We start from the raw sequence: 19167 nt of genomic DNA on the forward strand, positions 1-19167 counted from the left end.
ACGCGGGAATGTGTGTCCCCGTCGTTCGAAGAAAGGACCGTCCCCGGTTTGGCACGACGATGACCCGCCGACGCGGGCACATGTGTCCCCGTCGTTCGAAGAAAGGACCGTCCCCGGTTTGAATGGTGGGGACAGTCGTTGGTGGCCGTTGGGGTGGTTACCGGGTCAGCTTCGCGACGCTCGCCGCCGCCACGTCCGTGGGCGACACGTCCACGGTCAGCGACAGAGCCAAGGTCTCGCGCTGGATGAGCTCCGCATGGGAGCGCACCGCCGCCGCCCAGGGGGCTGGCACCGACAGGGACAGGGCGATCCGGTCCGCGACGTGCAGGCCGGAGGCCTTGCGCTCATCCTGGACCAGGCGGATCATGTCGCGGGCGTAGCCCTCGGCCAGCAGCGCGTCGTTGACCTTCAAGTCCAGCAGGGCGAAGCCGTTGCCGGACAAGACCGCGGCGCCCAGTTGGTCGCCCTCGCGGTCCTCGACCACGGTGCGGGCCGTGTACTCGCCGTCCAGCAGCGGCACCTCGCCCTCCGGCGTAGTCGCCACGACCGCGCCGGAAGCGTCCCGCTCCCACGCGCCCGCCTTGACCGCCTTGATGACCGCCTGCACGCCTCGGCCCAGCCGGGGCCCGGCCGCCCGCGCGTTGACCTCCAGACGGGTGTACACCCCGTGCCGGGCGGCCGCCTCCGCGGAATACTCGACGAAGGCCACATCCTTGACGTTGACCTCCGCCTTGACCAACTCCGCGAACGGCGCGAGCCGCTCCGCGTCCAAATCCGCCACCACCAGGGACGCCAACGGCTGGCGCACTTTCACGCCGTGCGCCTTGCGCATGGACAACGCCGCCGAGCAGACCTCCCGCACCCTTTCCATCACGGCGACCAGCGCGTCATCGGCCACCAAGGCGGCCGCGTCGGCGGAACCGGCGGCCAGCGACGGCCAGTCGCACAAATGCACCGACCGCCCCCCGGTCAGCCCGCGCCAGATCTCCTCGCTGATCATGGGCGCAAGCGGCGCCGTCACCCGCGTCAAGGTCTCCAGCACCGTCCACAGCACGTTGAACGCCGCCGGGTCCTCCGCCCAGAAGCGGTCGCGGGACTCGCGCACGTACCAGTTGTTGAGCGCGTCCAGGAACTCGCGGACCGACTCGCACGCCTCCGGGATGAGGTATTGGTCCAGTTGCGCGGTCACGTCCTCGACCAGGGACCGGGTCCGGGCCAGGATGTACCGGTCCAGTTCGCCCAGCCCCTCATGGTCTTGGGCGCCCACCCGCCGCCCCCGAACCCCGGCCCCGGCGTTCGCCGAGTTGGCGTAAAGCCCGAAGAACGACCAGGTGTTCCAAAGGGGCAGCAGCACTTGGCGCACCGCGTCCCGGATCGCCTCGTCCGTCACCACCAGGTTGCCGCCCCGCAGGATCGCCCCGGACATCAGGAACCACCGCATCGCGTCCGCCCCGTCCCGTTCGAACACCATCCGCACGTCCGGGAAGTTGCCTTTCGACTTCGACATTTTCAGGCCGTCGTCCCCGAGCACAATGCCGTGTGTCAGGCAAGTCCGAAAGCTCGGCTTGTCGAACAAGGCCGTCGCCAGGACGTGCAACGTGTAGAACCAGCCGCGCGTCTGGCCGATGTACTCGACGATGAAATCGCCCGGATAGTGCGACTCGAACCATTCGCGGTTCTCAAACGGGTAGTGCACCTGCGCGAACGGCATGGAGCCGGACTCGAACCAGCAGTCCAGCACCTCGCCCACCCGCCGCATGGTCGACTTCCCGGTCGGATCGGACGGATTCGGCCTGGTCAACTGGTCTATGGCGGGTCGGTGCAGGTCGTCCGGGCGCACCCCGAAGTCCCGTTCCAAGTCGTCCAGCGACCCGTACACGTCCACCCTGGGATAAGCCGGGTCGTCGGAGACCCAGACCGGGATGGGCGAACCCCAGTAGCGGTTCCGGGAGATGGACCAGTCCCTGGCGCCCTCCAGCCATTTGCCGAACTGCCCGTCGCGGACATGCTCCGGGGACCACTCGATCTCCTGGTTGAGCTCCACCATCCGGTCCCGGAACTTGGTCACCGCCACAAACCAGGAGGAGACGGCGTATTGGATAAGCGGCGTGTCGCAGCGCCAGCAGTGCGGGTAGGGATGGTCGTAGGTTTCCTGGCGCAGCAACTGGCGCGACTCTTTCAGTGCCTGCGTGATCGGCTTGTTCGCCTCGAACACGCCCAGGCCCTGCCAGGTGGTCACCGGGGCGGTGAACCGGCCCGCCGAATCGACCGGGTTGACCAACTCGATCCCCGCCGAATCGGTCACCGCCTTGTCCTCCTCGCCGTAGGCCGGCGCGATGTGCACCAGCCCGGTGCCGTCCTCCGTGGTGACGTAGTCCGCCGCGAGCACCCTGAAGGCGCCCTTGGCGGCCTGGTCCTGGAAGAAGTCGAACAGCGGCCGGTAGCGCAATCCCACCAACTCGCTCCCCTTGAAGCGCCCGATCACGTCCGGCTGTTCCCCCAACTCCCGCGCGTAGGCGCGCAGCCGGGCCTCGGCCAGCAGCACGCGTTCCCCGGCCATGTTCTCCGGGGCGACCAGGACGTAGTCCACCTCCGGGTTGACCGCCAGCGCCAGGTTGGATGGCAGCGTCCACGGGGTGGTGGTCCAGGCCAGCGCCACGGCGCCCGCCAAACGCTGGTGGACGGCCCGCCGCGACTGGGCGGCCTGAGCGACCCCCGCGTCCTCCGGGGCGCCGGCTGAGGTGCCGGAACCGGGCCGGACGGCATCGTCGGCATTGCCCGTCTCGTCTGCGTAAAGCTCGAAGCCAACGGTGACGGCGGTGTCTTGGCGCTGGCGGTAGACCTCGTCCATGCGGGTCTCCGAGGCGGACAGGGGCGTGCCGCAGCGGAAGCAGTACCAGAGGACCTGGTGGCCCTCGTAGATCAGGCCCTTGTCCCAAAGCGTCTTGAAGGCCCACATGACGGACTCCATGTAGGGCAGGTCCAACGTCTTGTAATCGTTGGCGAAGTCCACCCAGCGAGCCTGGCGGGAAACGTAGTCCTCCCACTGGTCCGTGTACCGCAGGACGGAGGCGCGGCAGGCGGCGTTGAACTCGGCCACCCCCATGCGGTCGATCTCCGACTTGTTCTTGATGCCAAGTTCCCGCTCCGCCTCGATCTCCGCCGGCAACCCGTGGCAGTCCCAGCCGAACCGGCGCTCCACCCGCCGCCCGCGCATGGTCTGGTAGCGCGGCACCACGTCCTTGACGTAACCGGTCAGCAGGTGCCCGTAGTGGGGCAGGCCGTTGGCGAAGGGCGGGCCGTCGTAGAACACGAACTCGTTCGCCCCGGCCCGGCCGTCCTGGTCCGCCGCCCGCTGGTCGATCGACGCCTGAAAGGTCCGGTCCTCGCCCCAGTACGCCAGGATCTCATGTTCAAGGGTGGGGAAGGCGGCCTTGGCCGGGACGTCTGTCAGGTCGGGACGGTGAAGTGGGTAAGCCATGGCGCCGGTGGTCCTTTTCGCGGTATTTGTCGGTCGTGTTGTTCGCTTTCACCGCGAGGACGATGCCGTCCGTTGGGCCAGGCTTCACGCCTTCAGGCCCGCTGTGAGCACCGCGGTACCACCTCGCTTGCCCGCGTCCCTTGGGCCGCGAGCCGCTTCGTCGATCAGGGCATTGGCCGCGCCCTGGGGCGCCCGGTTCTAGTGAGACCACGCGCGCCTGGCCCGCCAGGCCGCAAGGTCCGTTCTTCCGGGGAGCTCGCCGGTGATAGCCGGGTCGGTGCTCGCCAACCGCACAACTCTAGCCGATCCGGGCCTATTCCCGGCCGCATGGGCGCGTTCGCCCGCCTGGCCGGGTGGCCGCCCTTCCGACCGCCGGCAGGGCGGTCAAGCCCCGGGGCCGGACGGGGTTCGCTGGGCTTCGGCGGCCTCGAATAGCCGGGTCGTCAGGCCGTATAGCCGCTGGACGTTGTTTTCCAGGCCGTAGTAGTGCCCAATGTAGGCGGCCTCCAGGCCGAGGAGCATCAGGTTGAGAGCGATCAGGCCGGCCAAGGTGGGGCCGTCCGGGTCACCGGCGGCCAGGAACCAGGCCAGGGCGGCCAAGGCGGCGACGGCCAGTCCCCCGAAGAAGAACGTGACCAGCAGGTGGATCAGGCGCTCGTGTTGGAAGTTTTGGGTTTGGCGGTGATGGTAGTCGGCGAGTCGGCTGAGCCTCTCCCGGTCTCCGTCAATCCCGGCCAGCCGTTCCTCCACGGCCTCAATGTGCGCCCTGATCCGCGCGTTCACGCAAAAGAGCCTACTGCGGCGCCCCGGCGGCGCGCGTGCCAGACGCCCTCTGAGGCCCAATTCCCCGTCGCGGGCGAGTTCAAGGCCCCACGCCGCCCGGACGGCGCTCCCGCGCCGGATGTGTCTTCACCCGAAGCATCTGGGAGGATAGGACACCGTGAGCCAACACCGTCAGTTATCCCATCTGCACCCCGCCGTGCCCGAACGCCCCGCCCTGGACGGGTTGGAGGACAAATGGGACAAGGCCTGGTCAGAGCAAGGCGTCTACACGTTCCAGCCCGGCACCCCGCGTGAGCAGGTCTTTTCCATTGACACGCCGCCGCCAACCGTCTCCGGGTCGCTGCATGTGGGCCACGTCTTCTCCTACACCCACACCGACGTTGTGGCGCGCTTCCAGCGCATGCGCGGCAAGGACGTCTTCTACCCCATGGGCTGGGACGACAACGGGCTCCCGACCGAACGCCGGGTGCAGAACTACTACGGCGTGCGCTGCGAGCCGTCGCTCCCGTACGACCCGGATTTCACCCCGCCGCAAGAAGGCGGCGAGGGCAAGTCCACCAAGGCCGCCCACCAGGTGCCCATCTCGCGCCGGAACTTCGTCGAGCTGTGCGAGCGCCTCTCGTCCCAGGACGAGAAGCAGTTCGAGGCCCTCTGGCGCCACTTGGGGCTTTCCGTCGACTGGTCGCAGACGTACCAGACCATCGACCGCCACTCGCGCGCCACCTCGCAGTTGGCGTTTCTCCGCAACCTGGCCCGCGGCGAGGCCTACCAGCAGTTGGCCCCCACGCTTTGGGATGTGACCTTCCGCACGGCCGTCGCCCAGGCCGAGTTGCTCGACAAGGACCAGCCCGGTGCCTATCACCGGATCGGCTTTAGCCGCGCGGAAGGGCCTTCCGCGAACCCCGCCGATGCCGTCCGCCCGCCCGCCGCGGCCGCCCAGCCCGGTCAGCGGGTTTTCATTGAGACGACCCGACCCGAACTGCTTCCCGCCTGCGTCGCCTTGGTGGCGCACCCCGATGACGAGCGCTACCAGGACTTGTTCGGCGCCCATGTGGTGGTGCCGCTGTTCGGCACCGAGGTGCCGGTGGTGGCCCACCGGCTGGCCGAGCCGGACAAGGGCTCCGGGATCGCCATGGTCTGCACCTTCGGCGACGTCACGGACGTGATCTGGTGGCGCGAGCTTCACCTGCCGACCAGGGCGATCCTGGGCTGGGACGGCCGCGTCCTGCCGGAGCCGCCCATGGGGATCGACTCGGAGGAGGGCTTGGCGAACTACGCCCAACTGGCCGGGCTGACGGTGTTCAGCGCCCGCCAGCGCGTGGTGGAGTTGCTCCGCGAGGCGGGCGACATGGAGGGCGAGCCCCAGCCGATCGAGCACAAGGTCAAGTTCTTCGAGAAGGGCGAGAAGCCGCTCGAGATCATCCCGACCCGCCAGTGGTATTTGACGAACGGGGGCACCGGCGAGGAGTTGCGCGCCCAGTTGCTGGCCCGCGGCGACGAGTTGACCTGGTTCCCGGAGTTCATGCGCGTGCGCTACCAGAACTGGGTCGAGGGGCTGAACAGCGACTGGCTGATCTCCCGCCAGCGCTTCTTCGGCGTGCCGTTCCCGGTCTGGTATCCGGTGGACCAGTTCGGCCACCCGGTCTACGACCGGCCGATCCTCCCGCCGGAGGACGCGCTGCCGGTCGACCCGGCCTCGGACGCGCCCGCCGGCTACAAGCCCGAGCAGCGCGGCAAGCCCGGCGGCTTCATTGGCGACCCGGACGTGATGGACACCTGGGCCACGTCCTCGCTGACCCCGCAGATCGCCACCCACTGGCGCGACGACCAGGGCTTGTACCAGTCGACTTTCCCAATGGACCTCCGCCCGCAGGCCCAGGACATCATCCGCACCTGGCTGTTCGCCACGGTGGTCCGGGCGGACCTGGAGCAACACTCCTTGCCCTTCTACAACGCCGCCATCAGCGGTTTCATCCTCGACCCGTTCCGCAAGAAAATGTCCAAGTCGGTGGGCAACGTGGTCACCCCGATGGGTTTGCTACAGGAGCACGGGTCCGATGCCGTCCGTTACTGGGCCGCCTCCGCCCGCCTTGGCACCGACGCGGCTTTTGACCCCGGCCAGATGAAGGTCGGGCGGCGCCTCGCGATCAAGCTCCTGAACGCCTCGAAGTTCGCGCTCTCCTTCCTGGCCGAGGAAGAGGCGGCTGCTTCGGCGGCCGGGCCGAAGCTGGTCCTCGACCCGGCGTTGGTGACCGACCCGCTGGACTTGTCCATGTTGGCCGCCCTGCGGGAGGTCGTGGCGACCGCGACCGAGGCCCTTGCGGGTTACGACCACACGCGGGCGTTGGAGGTGACGGAGACCTTCTTCTGGACGTTCTGCGACGACTACATCGAATTGGTCAAGGCGCGCGCGCATGGGGCGGTTGGCCCCGAGGGCGCCGAGTCGGCCCGCACTGCCCTGGGCTTGGCCCTGTCGGTGCTGCTCCGGTTGTTCGCGCCGTTCCAGCCTTTCGCCACGGAGGAGGTCTGGTCCTGGTGGCACCAGGCGGGTGACTCGATTCACCGCGAGCCGTGGCCCACCCCGGACGAACTGGGCGGAGACTGCTCCAAGCCAGGCGACCCGACCGTCTTGGCGGTGGCCGGCGGCGTGCTGGGCGCGCTCCGGCGGGCGAAGTCTGAGGCCAAGGTCTCAATGCGCACCGAGATCGAGTCCGCGACGGTGGCCGTCCCGGCCAACTTGACCGCCGCGGCGGTGGCCGCCAAGTCCGACATCATGGCGGCGGGCCGAACGGCGGACCTGACGCTGGCGGCCTCCGACACGGAGACAATCACCCTGCTCCAATCCACCCTGTAAAAACGGGGACGGTACCTATTTCCGGCGAGCCGGAAATAGGTACCGTCCCCGTTTTCGGGTGGGCCCGGCGGAGGCCGGGAGCAGACGCCGTCCCCGCTGCGGTCACTCGCGGCGCAGTAGTTCCGGGGTTAGGCGGATCCGGGTGAGCGGCACGGTGAACGCCGCGATCAGAGCCGCGCCGAAGACCACCGCGCAAAGGGCGATGCCCAGTTGCGGCCAGGGAAAGTCCACGTAGTCGAGCCGGTAGTCGGGCAGCCAGTAGCAAAGGAGCGCCGCCGCCCCGCCCACCGCGCCCAACACCACCGCGCCTCCCAAAGGCGCTGAGACCTGCAGCAACTGCGCCCGCCGCAGCACGCCGCCCGGAATCCCCAGCGCGAACTGGCGGGCCATGATGGCGCGCCGCTCCCTCGCCCGGTCCACTCCGGCGATCATCAGGTTGAGCAAGGCGACCGCGACCGCCAGGGCGATCAGCGCCCAGAACCCCGTCAGCAGCATCACCGCTTCGCGGTAGTACCGGAGGTCCTCGCCCGTGGCGACCAGCCCCAGCGGGCCGACCGCCTCCGCGAGGCGGTCTTGCGCCTCCAGGCCCGGCTGGTCCACCAGCACAAACAGTTCGTCCGGCTCTCCCAAGGCGGCGGCCAATTGACGCGGGATGAACCAGCCGCCGTAGTCCGGCCGCCAACGCGTGCCCTGGTCGCGGACCGGCACGGGCGGAAGATCCACAACCTCCTCAGACACGGGGAATCGGACCGGCGGCGCGTCCGGCCGGCGGTCCAGCGTCAATGTCAGCGCGTCGATGTCCGGCCGCACGGGCTCTTCTTGGGCGCCGTAGATGCTGTACTGGCTGGGGCCCGGCAGCATCCAGCGGACTTCCTGGTCGCTGCAATTCGTCGCGCCCGGCATGATCACCGCCAGGTCGGCGCACGTCGCCACGATCACGGCCTCGCCGCAGTATTCGCGGTCGGGGTCGCATTCCCAGACTTCCGCCCCCGGTTCGGGGCCCCAAGCGAAGTCCCATTGGCCCGTCACCAAGCGGGCCTCGGGCAGCGCCGCCACCGCCGCCTCGACGGACGGCGCGATGGTCGGCGCTTGATCGCCGGCGAGCCAGATCGGCTCGCCATCGGCGGTGGTCACGTCGGGCGGCCTGGCTTCGCCAGCGTCTCCCGCCGGCTCCGGGCGCAGGGTCACCGCTTGCGGCCCGTCCTTCAGCACCCGTTCGCCCCAGCGCATCCCGCCGTTGTTGTCCATCTTCCAAAGCTGACCCGCAGACGCGACCATCAAGAAGACCACCGCGCCAAGCCCCAGCACCAGCCGCGCCCCCGAGGCCGGCTCCGCCAGGATTCCCCGCCCCGCCAACCGGACCGAAGGGCGTCGGCTTCGCGCGAGGCGCCTCCCCACGCGGTCCTGGATCAGCGGCACGCCCAGCGCCATCCCGACCACCACGCCCGCCACGCCCGCCAGGACCAAGCCGCCCCGCAGTTGGCCGGGGCGCAATCCGGGGACGGTGCTCAACCAAACCAGCAGGCCGGCGCCTGCGGCGAACGGCCCCAGCCGCCACCAGCCGGGCCGTCCGCGCCCGGTGCGCGCCCGCTGGCTCTGCGGCTCTGCCCGCAGGCGCCGCGCCGGCGCGGCGGCCAGCACGGCCGAGCCGAGCCCCAGGGCCAAAGGGATCCCGGCCAGCCAGCCCGGCCCCAATTCCAACGTCCCCGGCAACACCCGCTGCCCGTTTACCACCAACCCCGCCGATGCCGCCGGCCCCAGCAAAGCGAACAATCCCACTCCGACGCCGGCCCCGGTCAGCGCCAGCAAGCCGTTTTCGGCCATGGCGACAGCCCCGGTTCGTCCGGGGCTTACTCCCAGCAGGCGAAGGGTCGCCAACCGGCGGTCGCGGGTCGCGGACGAGAGGCGCCCGACCGTCGCCAACAGCATGAACACGGGAATGACCACGAACATCATCACCACGGCCACGGCCTGCCTGGCCGCCGGATCGAGGGCGTCACCCTGGCCGGTCAGCGCCCCGGGCAGGGCGGCCAACCCCGCTATCAGGAGCGCGGCCACGGCGTTGCCGGTCATGATCCCCAGTTTGCGTCCCAGCGAATCAGCCCGGATGAAACGCCAAGCGACCCTCAGCGTGGCGCCCATGGCCCGTCCCCGCCAAGCGGCGAAGCGGCCGGCGGCAGCCCGCCGTCGCTCGCGGCCGAAGACCGCCCGGCAACTCCGTCGCTTGCCGACCCGCCAGCGGCAAGCGTTCGCGGCAGAGGCCCACCGAACCAGCCAGGCGGCCGGTCCTGCGCGCTTTCACCGCCCAGCGCGCCCCCCGCCGGCGTTTGCGGCGGCGGAGCGCCGAACCAACCGGACGGGACGCTCGGCACGCCGTCGCCTGCCGACCCGGCAGCGGCCGACGTTCGCGGCAGCGGCGGAATGGGGCGGCCGAGCGGAGGCTGGGGGACGGCATCGGGCGTCGGGGCTTCTTCGCCCAAGACGTGGCCGTTCCATAGGAGGATCTCGCGGCCCGCCCACGCGGCCACGCGCGGTTCGTGGGTGACCAACAGGACGGCGGTGCCCTGGTCGCGGGCGGCGCTGACGAAGGCCTCCAAGACCAGTTCGCCGTTGACGGTGTCGAGAGAGCCGGTGGGCTCGTCGGCCAGGATGACCTTGGGGCCGTGGACCAGGGCGCGCGCCACCGCGGCCCGCTGCGCCTCGCCGCCGGAGACCTCTGAGACCAGTCGATCCGCCTAGTCGGCCACGTCCAGGCGGCCAAGGTAATCCCTGGCCCGGCGGCGGGCGGGGCCGGGCGCCAAACCGGTCAACGGGAGCGGCAATTCGACGTTTTCAGCCAGTGTCAACTCCGGAATCAGGTCGCCGAACTGGAAGACGAACCCGAAGTGCCTCAGCCTGAGCTCGCCGCGCCGCTTTTCCGACCATTGGTCGGTGCGCTCGCCCTCGAACCAGACGCTGCCCGAATCCGGCCTGAGCAGCCCCGCCAGCAGGTGGAGCGCCGTCGACTTGCCGGAGCCGGACGGCCCCATCAACGCCACGATCTCCCCGGGCGCGAGCGCCAGCGAAACCCCTGTCAGCACCTCGGTGGGGCCGAACGACCGCCGGAGGTCCACGCCCGCGAGAACTGCGCGCCGCGCCTGGTCCGGCGCCGACACCGCGTCAGGCGCCACGGCCACATGTCCGCCGCCCATGTCACTCGCCCCCCTCGCCTCGCCGCCCGCCGCGGCCTTCTGAACGACCCCCGGCGCGTGAGCCGCGTCCCGCGTCGGAGCCGCTTCGGCCGGCTGGACCCAAATGGCCGTCTGGGCTGGACGCAGTGGCCGGGCCGGCCTCCGGGCTCCGCCCCGCATCCGCCGCTGCGAGGCGTGCAGCCGCCAATTCGATCCATTTCAAGTCGGCCTCCAGGTGGGCGATCTCAAAGTCGCCGGCCAGCCGGTCGATCGCATCGCCCTCATGCCGAGCCTTGGTCAACTCCCGCATCCGCGCCACGTAAACCCGCTGTTGGGCGGCCAAGATCTGGGCGGCGGGACGCCCCGACACCAGGGCGAGCACCACCTTGGTGAACAGTTCGGCGGGCCGCCCGGCGGGCAGGCGCGGCGTGGTGAGCCAGGAGTCGAAGTCCTCCACGCCCAGGTCCGTGATGGCGTAGACCCGCCGTTCGGCGCCGTCGCCGGGGGCGAAGCCCACGTCTTGGACCAAGCCGTCCCGCTCCAGGCGGGCCAGAGTCGCGTAGACCTGGCCGAACTTTAGTTCCCGGCCCTGCCCCAGCAACTCGTCGTACCGCTGCTTGAGGGCCCATCCGTGCGAGGGACCGGCCCCCAAGATGCCCAACATTGCCATCGCCACGCTCATGCCGCCAATATACACTCAATGTATATCGAGGCAAACGCCGCTTGAAGCGGGGCCTTGCCAGAGGCGGAGGTGGCAATGGCCGTACCCGTTCCGTTCCTTCCCCGTGCGCGGGGACCAAGGAAACTCTCCGGGGCCGCGGCCAAAGCGATGGGGCACCGGGTTGCCGGAGGCGCGGCGGACGGCACCGCGCCGAGGCTGGTTGGCCGCCGAGGACCGCGCTCTGTTCGGCCGACCCGTCAATTGGCGTTTCTGTGCTGTCGGCCCACGCCCAGTGGCGTCTTCCGTGCCGCAGACCCGCCCAGCGGCGTCTCCTGTGCCGCACGGGCCTGCCAACCCCGCCGACCGGCGTTTCCTGTGCCGCCAGCTCGTCGAGTGGCGGATCGTGTGCCGCCGACGCCGCCCAGCGGCGTTTCCTGTGCCGCGCGGGCCCCCCAACCCCGCCGACTGGCGGATTTTGTCCGCGCGGTTTTGCGTACGCGCTGGTCAGAGGGTTGGCCTTCGTCGAGTGGCGTACATTATCCACCGCTCGACGAGGTGGATGGCCAAGGACGGCACAAGAAACGCCACTGGGCGGCCCGGACGTTGCCGAATCCGCCGTTCGGCGCCGAGTGGCGGATCCTGTACCGGCGACACCGCCCAGCGGCGGATCACGGGTCCGCCAACCCATGACACAGCGGCACAAGACCCGTCCCTCGGCCTTCTCGGCCAACCCCCACCCACGGATCCAGGCGGAAGCGCCGGAAACGGCCTCAAAATGGGGACGGCGCCAGGACCCGGTCGGCCGGAAACGGCCTCCCAAACCCCATTGAGCCGCCTTCCCCAGGTCCCCCTCGGCGCGGCCGGACACGGAATGGTAATAGACGGCAAGGTATCTTTATGCGTGGCCGTGCTCCGACGTCGGGGCCGCGGAATGAACCAACCAACGCAAGCAAAGGACTAACACCCATGACTATCCGTCCTAGTAGAGCCCTGCTCGGCCTTGGCCTGGCCATCAGCGCGACCCTCGCGCTGGGCGCCTGCGGCACCGGCGAAGTTGAAAGGGCCGGCGAGGCCAGCAAGAGCCCAAGCGCGGGGGCCGGCGCCGGGGCCAGCGAAGAGGCGCCAACGGTCAAGACCGTCACCGAAGGCAAGCTGAAGGTCTGCACCAACCCGCCTTACGCCCCGTTCGAGGCCACAGACGGAACCGAGGTCTTCGGCTTCGACATGGACTTGACCACCGAGGTCGCCAATGATCTAGGCCTGGAGATCGAGTTCGTGATCGCCGGCTTCGAGTCGATCGAATCTGCGGCCGCGATCGACACCGGCACCTGCGACATTGGCGCCAGCGCCCTGTCCATCACGGAAGACCGGCTCGCCAAGCTCGACTTCTCCGACTCCTATTACGAGACCACCATGGGCCTGCTGGTCAAAGCGGACTCCGGCATTGCCACCATCGCGGACCTGGTCGACAAGCCGGTCGGCGTCCAGCAGGGCACCACCGGCGAGGACTGGGCGAACGAGCAGCCCGAACTGACCAACATCAAACAGTACGAGGGCCTGGGCGACCAGGTGACGGCGCTCAAGGCGGGCGACGTGGTGGGCGTGTTCAACGACGTGCCGACCTTGACCCCGTACGAGGACGAGGGTTTCACCGTGGTGGACACCTTCGCCACCGGCGACAAGCTCGGCTTCGCAGTCCAGAAGGGCAACACGGCCCTGCTCGACCAGATCAACAAGACGCTGCAGCGGCTCCGCTCGGACGGCTCGTATGACGAATACGTCGCGAAGTGGTTCTCCGTCAAGGAGTGACCGCCCCGCCGAACCAGCCTGTTAGGAGGCGGCTGCCGCAATGACGGTTGCTCAACTTGCGCTCATCTACGCCCCCTGGATCGCGGTGTCGCTCGCGGCCTTGGCCCTTGCTGTCCTGCCGGGAACCTACCGGCGCGGCTGGGTTCGCGGGTGGGTCGCGGGGGCGGCCGTCGCGCTGGTCGCCTACCCGGTGGGGGTCCTGGCGGCACCCGCCTGGCTGGTGGTCACGGTCTATTGGATTCCCGCCGGCGGCGCGGCCGCATCCGTCGCGCTGCTGGCGGCCGGTTTGGCAGGGCTCGCCGGTTCCCGTCGCCGCGCACGCCTTGAGCAAGCCGCCGATGCCGTCCGGTCGCCCGACGCCCCCATTCCGGCCGCCGGTTCGCCGACGTTGGCGGCGGCGCGGGGGTCCGCGCCCGAAGAAGGCCCTGTGGTCGCCGCGGCGAGCCGTGAAGAACCAGCCACGGCGACGCCGCCAAGCGACACGGCGGCGGCCGCTCCCCCCGCCGGAAAGGGCGGCGGCGCGCCAGCGGTCGCGGTCCTGGCCGACGGCCGGCGGCGGGGGCTGCGCCCCAGCGACCGCGCCAGCCTGGTCCGGGGGCTCCAGTACGGCGTGCTGCTCGGAGCGGTCGTCATTTTGGCGCTGGTCACCGACTGGGAGTTGATGTCGCAGCGGCTGTTCACGTTGGCGGGCCTGCGCCGAGTGGGCCCCAGGATCATCCCGGACTTCTTCAACACGGTCCGCTACACTCTGGGGGCGTTCGCGGTCTCCCTGTCGCTGGGCACGGTCCTCGCCCTGATGAAGCTGTCCGCCGCGCGGCTCTACCGGGGGCTGGCCACCGCCTACATCGAGTTCTTCCGGGGCATGCCCGCGCTGATTGTGGTCTTCGCGGTCGCGTATGGGATCCCGATGGCGCTGGGCGTGACCATCCCCACCATCTCCCTCAAGGCGGCGCTGGCGCTGGGCTGCGTCTCCGCCGCCTACATGGCCGAATCGATCCGCGCGGGCATCCAGGCGGTGCCGAAGGGGCAGGTCGAGGCGGCCCGCTCGCTCGGCATGTCGCACGGCAAGACGTTGCAGTCGGTGGTCATCCCCCAGGCGTTTCGGATAGTCCTGCCGCCGGTCACCAACGAGATCATCCTGCTCACCAAGGACACGTCGCTGGTCTACGTGATGGGCTTGGCGACACGCGAATACGAGTTGACCAAACTGGCGCGCGAAAGCCTGTCGGAGCCGCACGGCGGCCTGACCGCGCTGTTCGCGATAGGCGCCTGCTACCTGATCATCACCCTGCCGCTGGGCTTCCTGGTCCGGCGCATGGAACGCGGCTTTGGGAGGGCCAAGTCATGAGCGCCACCGCCGGCGGGGCCGGCCAGGCCGGCCCCGTGATCGAGATTCGCGGGCTGCACAAGAGCTTCGGGGACACCCCCGTTCTGAAAGGCATAGACCTGACCGTGGGCGCCGGGGACGTGGTCTGCGTGATCGGCCCCTCCGGCTCCGGCAAGTCCACCCTGCTGCGCTGCGTCAACCTGCTGGAGCAGCCCACGGCCGGTTCGATCAAGCTGCTCGGAGTCGAGGTGACGGACCCGGATGTGGACATCGACCGTGTCCGCACCCATGTCGGGATGGTGTTCCAGTCCTTCAACCTGTTCCCGCACAAGAACGTCCTGGACAACCTGACGCTGGCCCAGCGCAAGGTCCTGCGGCGCTCCAAGGAGGAGGCGGAGGCGGTGGCCCTGCGCAACCTTGAGCACGTCGGGCTGGCGGACCGGGTGGACGCCTACCCCGCCCAGTTGTCCGGCGGCCAGCAGCAGCGGGTGGCGATCGCGCGGGCGCTGTCCATGGACCCGGCCATGATGCTGTTCGACGAGCCGACCTCGGCGCTTGACCCGGAGTTGGTGGGCGACGTGCTGGCCGTCATGCGGGACCTGGCGCAAAGCGGCATGACCATGATGGTGGTGACCCATGAGATGGCGTTCGCCCGCGAGGTCGGAGACCGGGTGGTCTTCATGGACGACGGCCAGGTGATGGAGGAGGGGCCAGCCGCCCAGGTGATCGGCGCCCCGCGGACCGAACGCGCGCGGGTGTTCCTGCACCGCGTCCTAAACCCGACCGGCATTGACGACTCAGAGCTGGGGCAAACCGAGCCCCCGCAGCCGGGCGACCCGGACTATGTGGCCCCCAAGGGGGGCCACGGAACGCATCCGCGAACCGGCGCGGGCGGCAACGAAGGCGAGGGCTACGTCCCGCTGACCGTGCGCTGACTTGTGGGCCGGCCCGGACGGCATGGGCAACTGAACGAACGTGGTCCGGCCGGGCGAACCGGGCGGCATCGGCGGCTGGAAAGCCGGCGGCTACTTCTTCGAGCGGCCGCGGGCCGTCAAGCGGGTGCCCGCCCAGTCTTTGCCGACCGAGATCGAATTGGCGGTGTGCAGGCCCGCAATTCCGGCGGCCTCGTGGATGTCCGAGGCCTCGACGTAGCCGGGGCGGCCCGGTTTGGGCGTCAGCACCCAGACCACGCCGCCGTGCTCAAGGGGCGACAGCGCGTCGACAATCGTGTCGGTCAGGTCGCCGTCGCCTTCCCGCCACCAGATCAGGGCCGCGTCGGTGACGTCGTCCCAGTCCTCGTCGACCAGGTCCGCGTCGATCGCTTCCTCAATGGCCTCTCTGAGGTCGAAGTCCACGTCGTCGTCATACCCGATCTCCTGCACAACCTGGCCGCCGGTCAGCCCGAGCGGCGCGTCCGGCGGCGCGCCCGCAGAAAAGGTCCCGTCTTTCGGGGTCAACGTACTCATCACCGCCAACGCTAGTCGAGGATTCGCCTGGGCGCACGCGGGGATTCGGCGATTTGTGGCCTGTCCGGGGCGTCAATTGTTGGGTGACCACAAATCGGCCGTAACATGGCGGCATGGCACGGAGCTCCCAAACTCATCCGGTTCCCTGCGCGACCACTGTGGCGCGGCTGTCCTCACACCGGGACCGACTGGTCACGCAGGTCATGAAATCGATCGACTTGGAGCACACGTGGTACCGCGCGCTTTCCGCCGAGGACCGCTCTTGGGTCGGTCTGGTGGCCCAAGCCTCGGTGGACGCCTTCATCGCCTGGTGCCGGGACAAGGGCTCCTCCGCCGGTTCCTCGCAGGAGATCTTCGCGGTCGCGCCGGCCGAGTTGACCCGCACCGTCTCGCTTCACCAGACGCTGCTGCTGGTCAAGAGCGGTGTCGACGTGATCGAGGCGGAGGCGGAGGTCCTGTCCGCGCCGGGCAAGGCTTCCGAGTTGCATGACGCGATTCTCCGCTATTCCCGCGAGTTCGCCTTCGCGACGGCCGAGGTCTACGCCCGCGCGGCGGAGATGCGGGGATCCTGGGACGCCCGCCTGGAAGCCTTGGTGGTGGACTCGCTGATCAGAGGCGACGTCGGCCCGTCGGTGCGGTCCCGGATCGCGGCGCTCGGCTGGTCCTCCACCGGGCAGGCCATCTGCCTGGCGGCCGGAATCCCCGCGCCGCTGGGCGAGGGGCGGGTCCGCGAGGTGCGCTCGGCGCTGCGCGCCGCCGCCCCCGACTCGCTGGCCGGGTTCCAGTCCGACCGCGTTTTGCTCCTGTTCAGCGGCCTGGACGACTTCCAACCGGCGGTCACTTCGCTGCTGCCCGCCCTGGGCGACGGCCCCGTCGTGATAGGGCCGAAGGTGCCCTCGTTGGAAGACCTCCCCCGTTCGATCCGGGCGGCCAACGCGGGCCTGGACGCCTTCGCGGCGTGGCCCGGCGCGCCCCGCCCGGTCCTGGCCGACGACTTGCTGCCGGAACGCCTGCTGATAGGCGACCCGGAGGCGCGCGCCACCTTGCTCGACCGTGCCTACCGCCCTTTGGTCGAGGCCGGCAAGGACGTCGCTTTGACCTTGGCCACCTATTTGGAACTGGGGCGTTCCCTGGAGGGCGCGGCCCGCGTCTTGTTCGTCCATCCCAACACGGTGCGCTACCGGCTGGGCAAAATCACCGAGATCTGCGGCTGGGATCCCGGCGACCCGAGGGAGGCCTACGTCCTCCAGCACGCCTTGGCGGTGGGACGGCTCGGGGCCAGGTAGGGCGCCGCGCGGACGCGCGTCCGCCGGGCGGGTGACGCCGGACCTTTGGAGGGTTCCCACAAAAGCCCTGACGGGGTGCTGTGGCGGATTAGGGCGGCGCGACCGGGGCCGGGGACGGACACTGGAAGGCGTGCGCGCGTTGGTCGCGCCCGGTCAGGGCGCTCAGAAGCCGGGAATGCTGGTCCCTTGGTTGGGCGTGGACGGCGCCCGCGAACGGTTGGCGCGCTGGTCCGAATTGGCCGAGGTCGACCTGTTTGAGCACGGGGTGGACTCCGCGGCTGACCAGATCCGCGACACCGCCATTGCCCAGCCGCTGCTGACGGCGGCCGCACTGTTGTCTTATGAGGCCGTCGACCAGCCCTTCGACCTGGTGGCGGGCCACTCTGTCGGCGAGTTCGGCGCCGCCGTCATTGCGGGCGTGCTGAGCGCGGATGACGCCATGGCGGCGGCCGGCGCGCGCGGGCGGGCCATGGCGGCCTGCGCCGCCGCCCAGCCCAGCGCCATGGCGGCCGTGGTGGGCGGGGCCCCGGACGCGGTCCTGGAGGCGATCGAGCGGTCTGGCGCTTGGGCCGCCAATTTCAACGGGCCCAGCCAAATCGTGGCCGGCGGCCGGGCCGAGGCGATCGACCGCCTGGTGGAGGCGGCCCCGGCGCGGACGCGGGTGATCCGCTTGGACGTGGCGGGCGCCTTCCACACGCCCCTGATGGCGGCGGCGGAGCACGCGCTGAGGGCGGCCTTGGCCGGAGTCCAGGTGGCGGACGCCCAGGTGCCGCTGGTGACGAACCACGCGGGCCTGGCTATGACCAATGGCCACCAGATCATGGAGTCGATCATCCGTCAGGTGACGCTGCCGGTCCGCTGGGACCTGGTGCTGGAGACGTTCGCGGCGCGGGGCGTGGGCGCCCAATTGGAACTCGCCCCGGCCGGAGTCCTGACCGGGATAGCCAAACGCGCCCTCAAGGGCGCCCAACTGGAAACGGTCAACACACCGGAGGCGTTCGCATGAGCGCCGCAGGCGCCAAGCGCCCAGCCCCGATTCTCCGCGAGCCGGACCCCCGGTCCGGCTCGCGGATCGCGGCGGTGGGCGGGGCGCGCGGGGAGCGGTTGGTCACAAACGAGGAACTCGCCGGTCCGATCAACTCCTCGGACGAATGGATCAAGTCCCGGACGGGGATAACCACCAGAGCGCGGGCCACGGCCGACCAGTCGATGCTGGACCTGGCCGAGGCGGCAGCCCGGCAGGCCATAGGCCGCGCCGGCTTGGCCCCAGCACAGGTGGACGCCGTGATCTTGGGATCCGTCACGCACTTCGTCCAGACCCCGGCGGCGGCGCCCCAGTTGGCGGCCAGGCTGGGCGCGGTCGGCGCGGCGGCGTTCGACGTCTCGGCGGCGTGCGCGGGCTACTGCTACGGCATCGGACTGGCCGACGGGCTGGTGCGCGCCGGAGCCGCCGCGAACGTCCTGGTGGTGGGGGCGGACAAACTGTCCGACATGGTGGACCCGACCGACCGGACCATCTCCTTCCTGCTGGGGGACGGCGCCGGGGCGGCCGTGGTCACCGCGTCAGACCGCCCCCGGATAGGCCCCACGGTGTGGGGATCCGACGGCTCCAAAGCCGACCGGGTTGGCCAAAACCTGGACTTCCGCGAGGCGGTGGCCAGCGGAATCTGGCCCACACTGCGCCAAGACGGGCCCGTGGTCTACAAATGGGCCGTGTTCGAAATGGCGAAGGTGGCACTGGCGGCGATCGCGGCGGCCGGCCTGGCCCCGGACGACATCGAAGTCTTCATTCCGCATCAGGCCAACCTCCGCATCATTGAGCAGCAGGTCAAACGGATCGGCTTCGGGCCGGACGTGGTGGTGGCCCGCGACATCGCGGAGACCGGCAACACGTCCGCGGCGTCCATTCCGCTGGCGACCGAACGCCTGGGCCGCGACGACCCGGCCGTGGGGGGGCGCCTGGCGCTCCAAATCGGCTTCGGGGCCGGGCTTGCCTACGCCGCCCAGGTGGTCGAATTGCCGCCGGCCGCAGGCCTTCAAGACATCCCGCAGGACAATCAAGAAGACACCAACGAAAGGAACGCCCGTGGCACTGGACAAGACTGAGGTTCTAGACGGCCTGATCGAGATCATCGTGGATGAAACCGGCTTGGACTCGGCTGAGATCACGCCCGAGAAGAACTTCGCCGACGACTTGGACATCGACTCGATGTCCATGATGACGATCATGACCCTGGCCGAGGACAAATTCGGCGTGGAAATCCCCGACGACTCGGTGGGGACCCTCCACACCGTCGGGGACGCGGTCGACTTCATCGCGGGCGCCTGAG

Annotated in this window: 12 protein-coding genes and 2 pseudogenes; 8 read left to right on the plus strand and 6 right to left on the minus strand. The window is 69.9% G+C overall.

Annotated elements, in window-relative coordinates:
- Window positions 1-157: 157 nt before the first annotated feature.
- Together ileS and LBC97_06140 are read right to left on the minus strand one after the other, a co-directional pair.
- A complete protein-coding gene (ileS, locus tag LBC97_06135) occupies window positions 158-3481 on the minus strand; it encodes an isoleucine--tRNA ligase (protein MDR2565628.1) in 3324 nt (1107 codons plus the stop codon).
- A 384-nt stretch (window positions 3482-3865) separates the two neighbouring features.
- Complete coding sequence (locus LBC97_06140; protein ID MDR2565629.1) at window positions 3866-4264, minus strand: hypothetical protein; 399 nt, start codon at window positions 4262-4264, stop codon at window positions 3866-3868.
- Window positions 4265-4421: 157 nt separating this feature from the next.
- Between LBC97_06140 and valS the strand changes: the two genes are divergently transcribed.
- Window positions 4422-7118, plus strand: a complete 2697-nt coding sequence (gene valS / locus LBC97_06145) for a valine--tRNA ligase (GenBank protein ID MDR2565630.1) — start codon at window positions 4422-4424, stop codon at window positions 7116-7118.
- Between the two features lie 102 nt (window positions 7119-7220).
- Here valS and LBC97_06150 read toward each other — a convergent pair whose 3' ends face one another.
- From LBC97_06150 to LBC97_06160, 3 genes and pseudogenes are all read right to left on the minus strand, one after another.
- The gene (locus LBC97_06150) at window positions 7221-9260 is read right to left on the minus strand and encodes a hypothetical protein (GenBank protein MDR2565631.1); all 2040 of its coding nucleotides are present in this window, start codon (window positions 9258-9260) and stop codon (window positions 7221-7223) included.
- A pseudogene (locus LBC97_06155) lies at window positions 9245-10309 on the minus strand (ATP-binding cassette domain-containing protein). Before LBC97_06155 ends, LBC97_06150 begins: the two are co-directional and overlap by 16 nt.
- A 1-nt stretch (window position 10310) precedes the next feature.
- Complete coding sequence (locus LBC97_06160; protein MDR2565632.1) at window positions 10311-10970, minus strand: PadR family transcriptional regulator; 660 nt, start codon at window positions 10968-10970, stop codon at window positions 10311-10313.
- Between the two features lie 945 nt (window positions 10971-11915).
- Between LBC97_06160 and LBC97_06165 the strand changes: the two genes are divergently transcribed.
- From LBC97_06165 to LBC97_06175, 3 genes and pseudogenes are all read left to right on the plus strand, one after another.
- On the plus strand, window positions 11916-12758 hold the full coding sequence (locus tag LBC97_06165) for a transporter substrate-binding domain-containing protein (protein ID MDR2565633.1): 843 nt from the start codon (window positions 11916-11918) through the stop codon (window positions 12756-12758).
- Between the two features lie 40 nt (window positions 12759-12798).
- Entirely contained in the window at window positions 12799-14106 is a 1308-nt protein-coding gene (locus LBC97_06170) for an ABC transporter permease subunit (protein MDR2565634.1), read from the plus strand.
- Window positions 14107-14141: 35 nt separating this feature from the next.
- Window positions 14142-14861, plus strand: a pseudogene (locus LBC97_06175) (amino acid ABC transporter ATP-binding protein).
- Window positions 14862-15110: 249 nt separating this feature from the next.
- Here LBC97_06175 and LBC97_06180 read toward each other — a convergent pair.
- Complete coding sequence (locus tag LBC97_06180) at window positions 15111-15551, minus strand: DUF3052 domain-containing protein (protein ID MDR2565635.1); 441 nt, start codon at window positions 15549-15551, stop codon at window positions 15111-15113.
- Between the two features lie 113 nt (window positions 15552-15664).
- On the opposite strand from LBC97_06180, the gene LBC97_06185 reads away from it, so the two are divergent.
- The 4 genes from LBC97_06185 to LBC97_06200 all read left to right on the plus strand — a co-directional run bounded on the left by LBC97_06185 (window position 15665) and on the right by LBC97_06200 (window position 19166).
- Window positions 15665-16837: a helix-turn-helix domain-containing protein gene (locus LBC97_06185; protein ID MDR2565636.1), complete on the plus strand. Its 1173-nt coding sequence runs from the start codon at window positions 15665-15667 to the stop codon at window positions 16835-16837.
- Window positions 16838-16967: 130 nt separating this feature from the next.
- Window positions 16968-17843 carry an ACP S-malonyltransferase gene (locus tag LBC97_06190; protein MDR2565637.1) on the plus strand — a complete coding sequence of 292 codons (876 nt, stop codon included), beginning with the start codon at window positions 16968-16970 and terminating at the stop codon, window positions 17841-17843.
- The gene (locus tag LBC97_06195; protein MDR2565638.1) at window positions 17840-18943 is read left to right on the plus strand and encodes a ketoacyl-ACP synthase III; all 1104 of its coding nucleotides are present in this window, start codon (window positions 17840-17842) and stop codon (window positions 18941-18943) included. The genes LBC97_06190 and LBC97_06195 overlap by 4 nt, the downstream gene beginning before the upstream one ends.
- Window positions 18924-19166, plus strand: a complete 243-nt coding sequence (locus LBC97_06200; GenBank protein MDR2565639.1) for an acyl carrier protein — start codon at window positions 18924-18926, stop codon at window positions 19164-19166. The genes LBC97_06195 and LBC97_06200 overlap by 20 nt, the downstream gene beginning before the upstream one ends.
- Window position 19167 lies beyond the last annotated feature (1 nt).

This window comes from Bifidobacteriaceae bacterium (assembly GCA_031281585.1).
Lineage (GTDB): Bacteria > Actinomycetota > Actinomycetes > Actinomycetales > WQXJ01 > JAIRTF01.

Excerpts from the sequence above, each read along its gene's own strand:
- ileS (MDR2565628.1), bottom strand. The coding sequence starts at position 3,481 with ATGGCTTACCCACTTCACCGTCCCGACCTGACAGACGTCCCGGCCAAG.
- LBC97_06150 (MDR2565631.1), bottom strand. The coding sequence starts at position 9,260 with ATGGGCGCCACGCTGAGGGTCGCTTGGCGTTTCATCCGGGCTGATTCG.
- LBC97_06160 (MDR2565632.1), bottom strand. The coding sequence starts at position 10,970 with ATGAGCGTGGCGATGGCAATGTTGGGCATCTTGGGGGCCGGTCCCTCG.
- LBC97_06165 (MDR2565633.1), top strand. The coding sequence starts at position 11,916 with ATGACTATCCGTCCTAGTAGAGCCCTGCTCGGCCTTGGCCTGGCCATC.
- LBC97_06170 (MDR2565634.1), top strand. The coding sequence starts at position 12,799 with ATGACGGTTGCTCAACTTGCGCTCATCTACGCCCCCTGGATCGCGGTG.
- LBC97_06180 (MDR2565635.1), bottom strand. The coding sequence starts at position 15,551 with ATGAGTACGTTGACCCCGAAAGACGGGACCTTTTCTGCGGGCGCGCCG.
- LBC97_06185 (MDR2565636.1), top strand. The coding sequence starts at position 15,665 with ATGGCACGGAGCTCCCAAACTCATCCGGTTCCCTGCGCGACCACTGTG.
- LBC97_06195 (MDR2565638.1), top strand. The coding sequence starts at position 17,840 with ATGAGCGCCGCAGGCGCCAAGCGCCCAGCCCCGATTCTCCGCGAGCCG.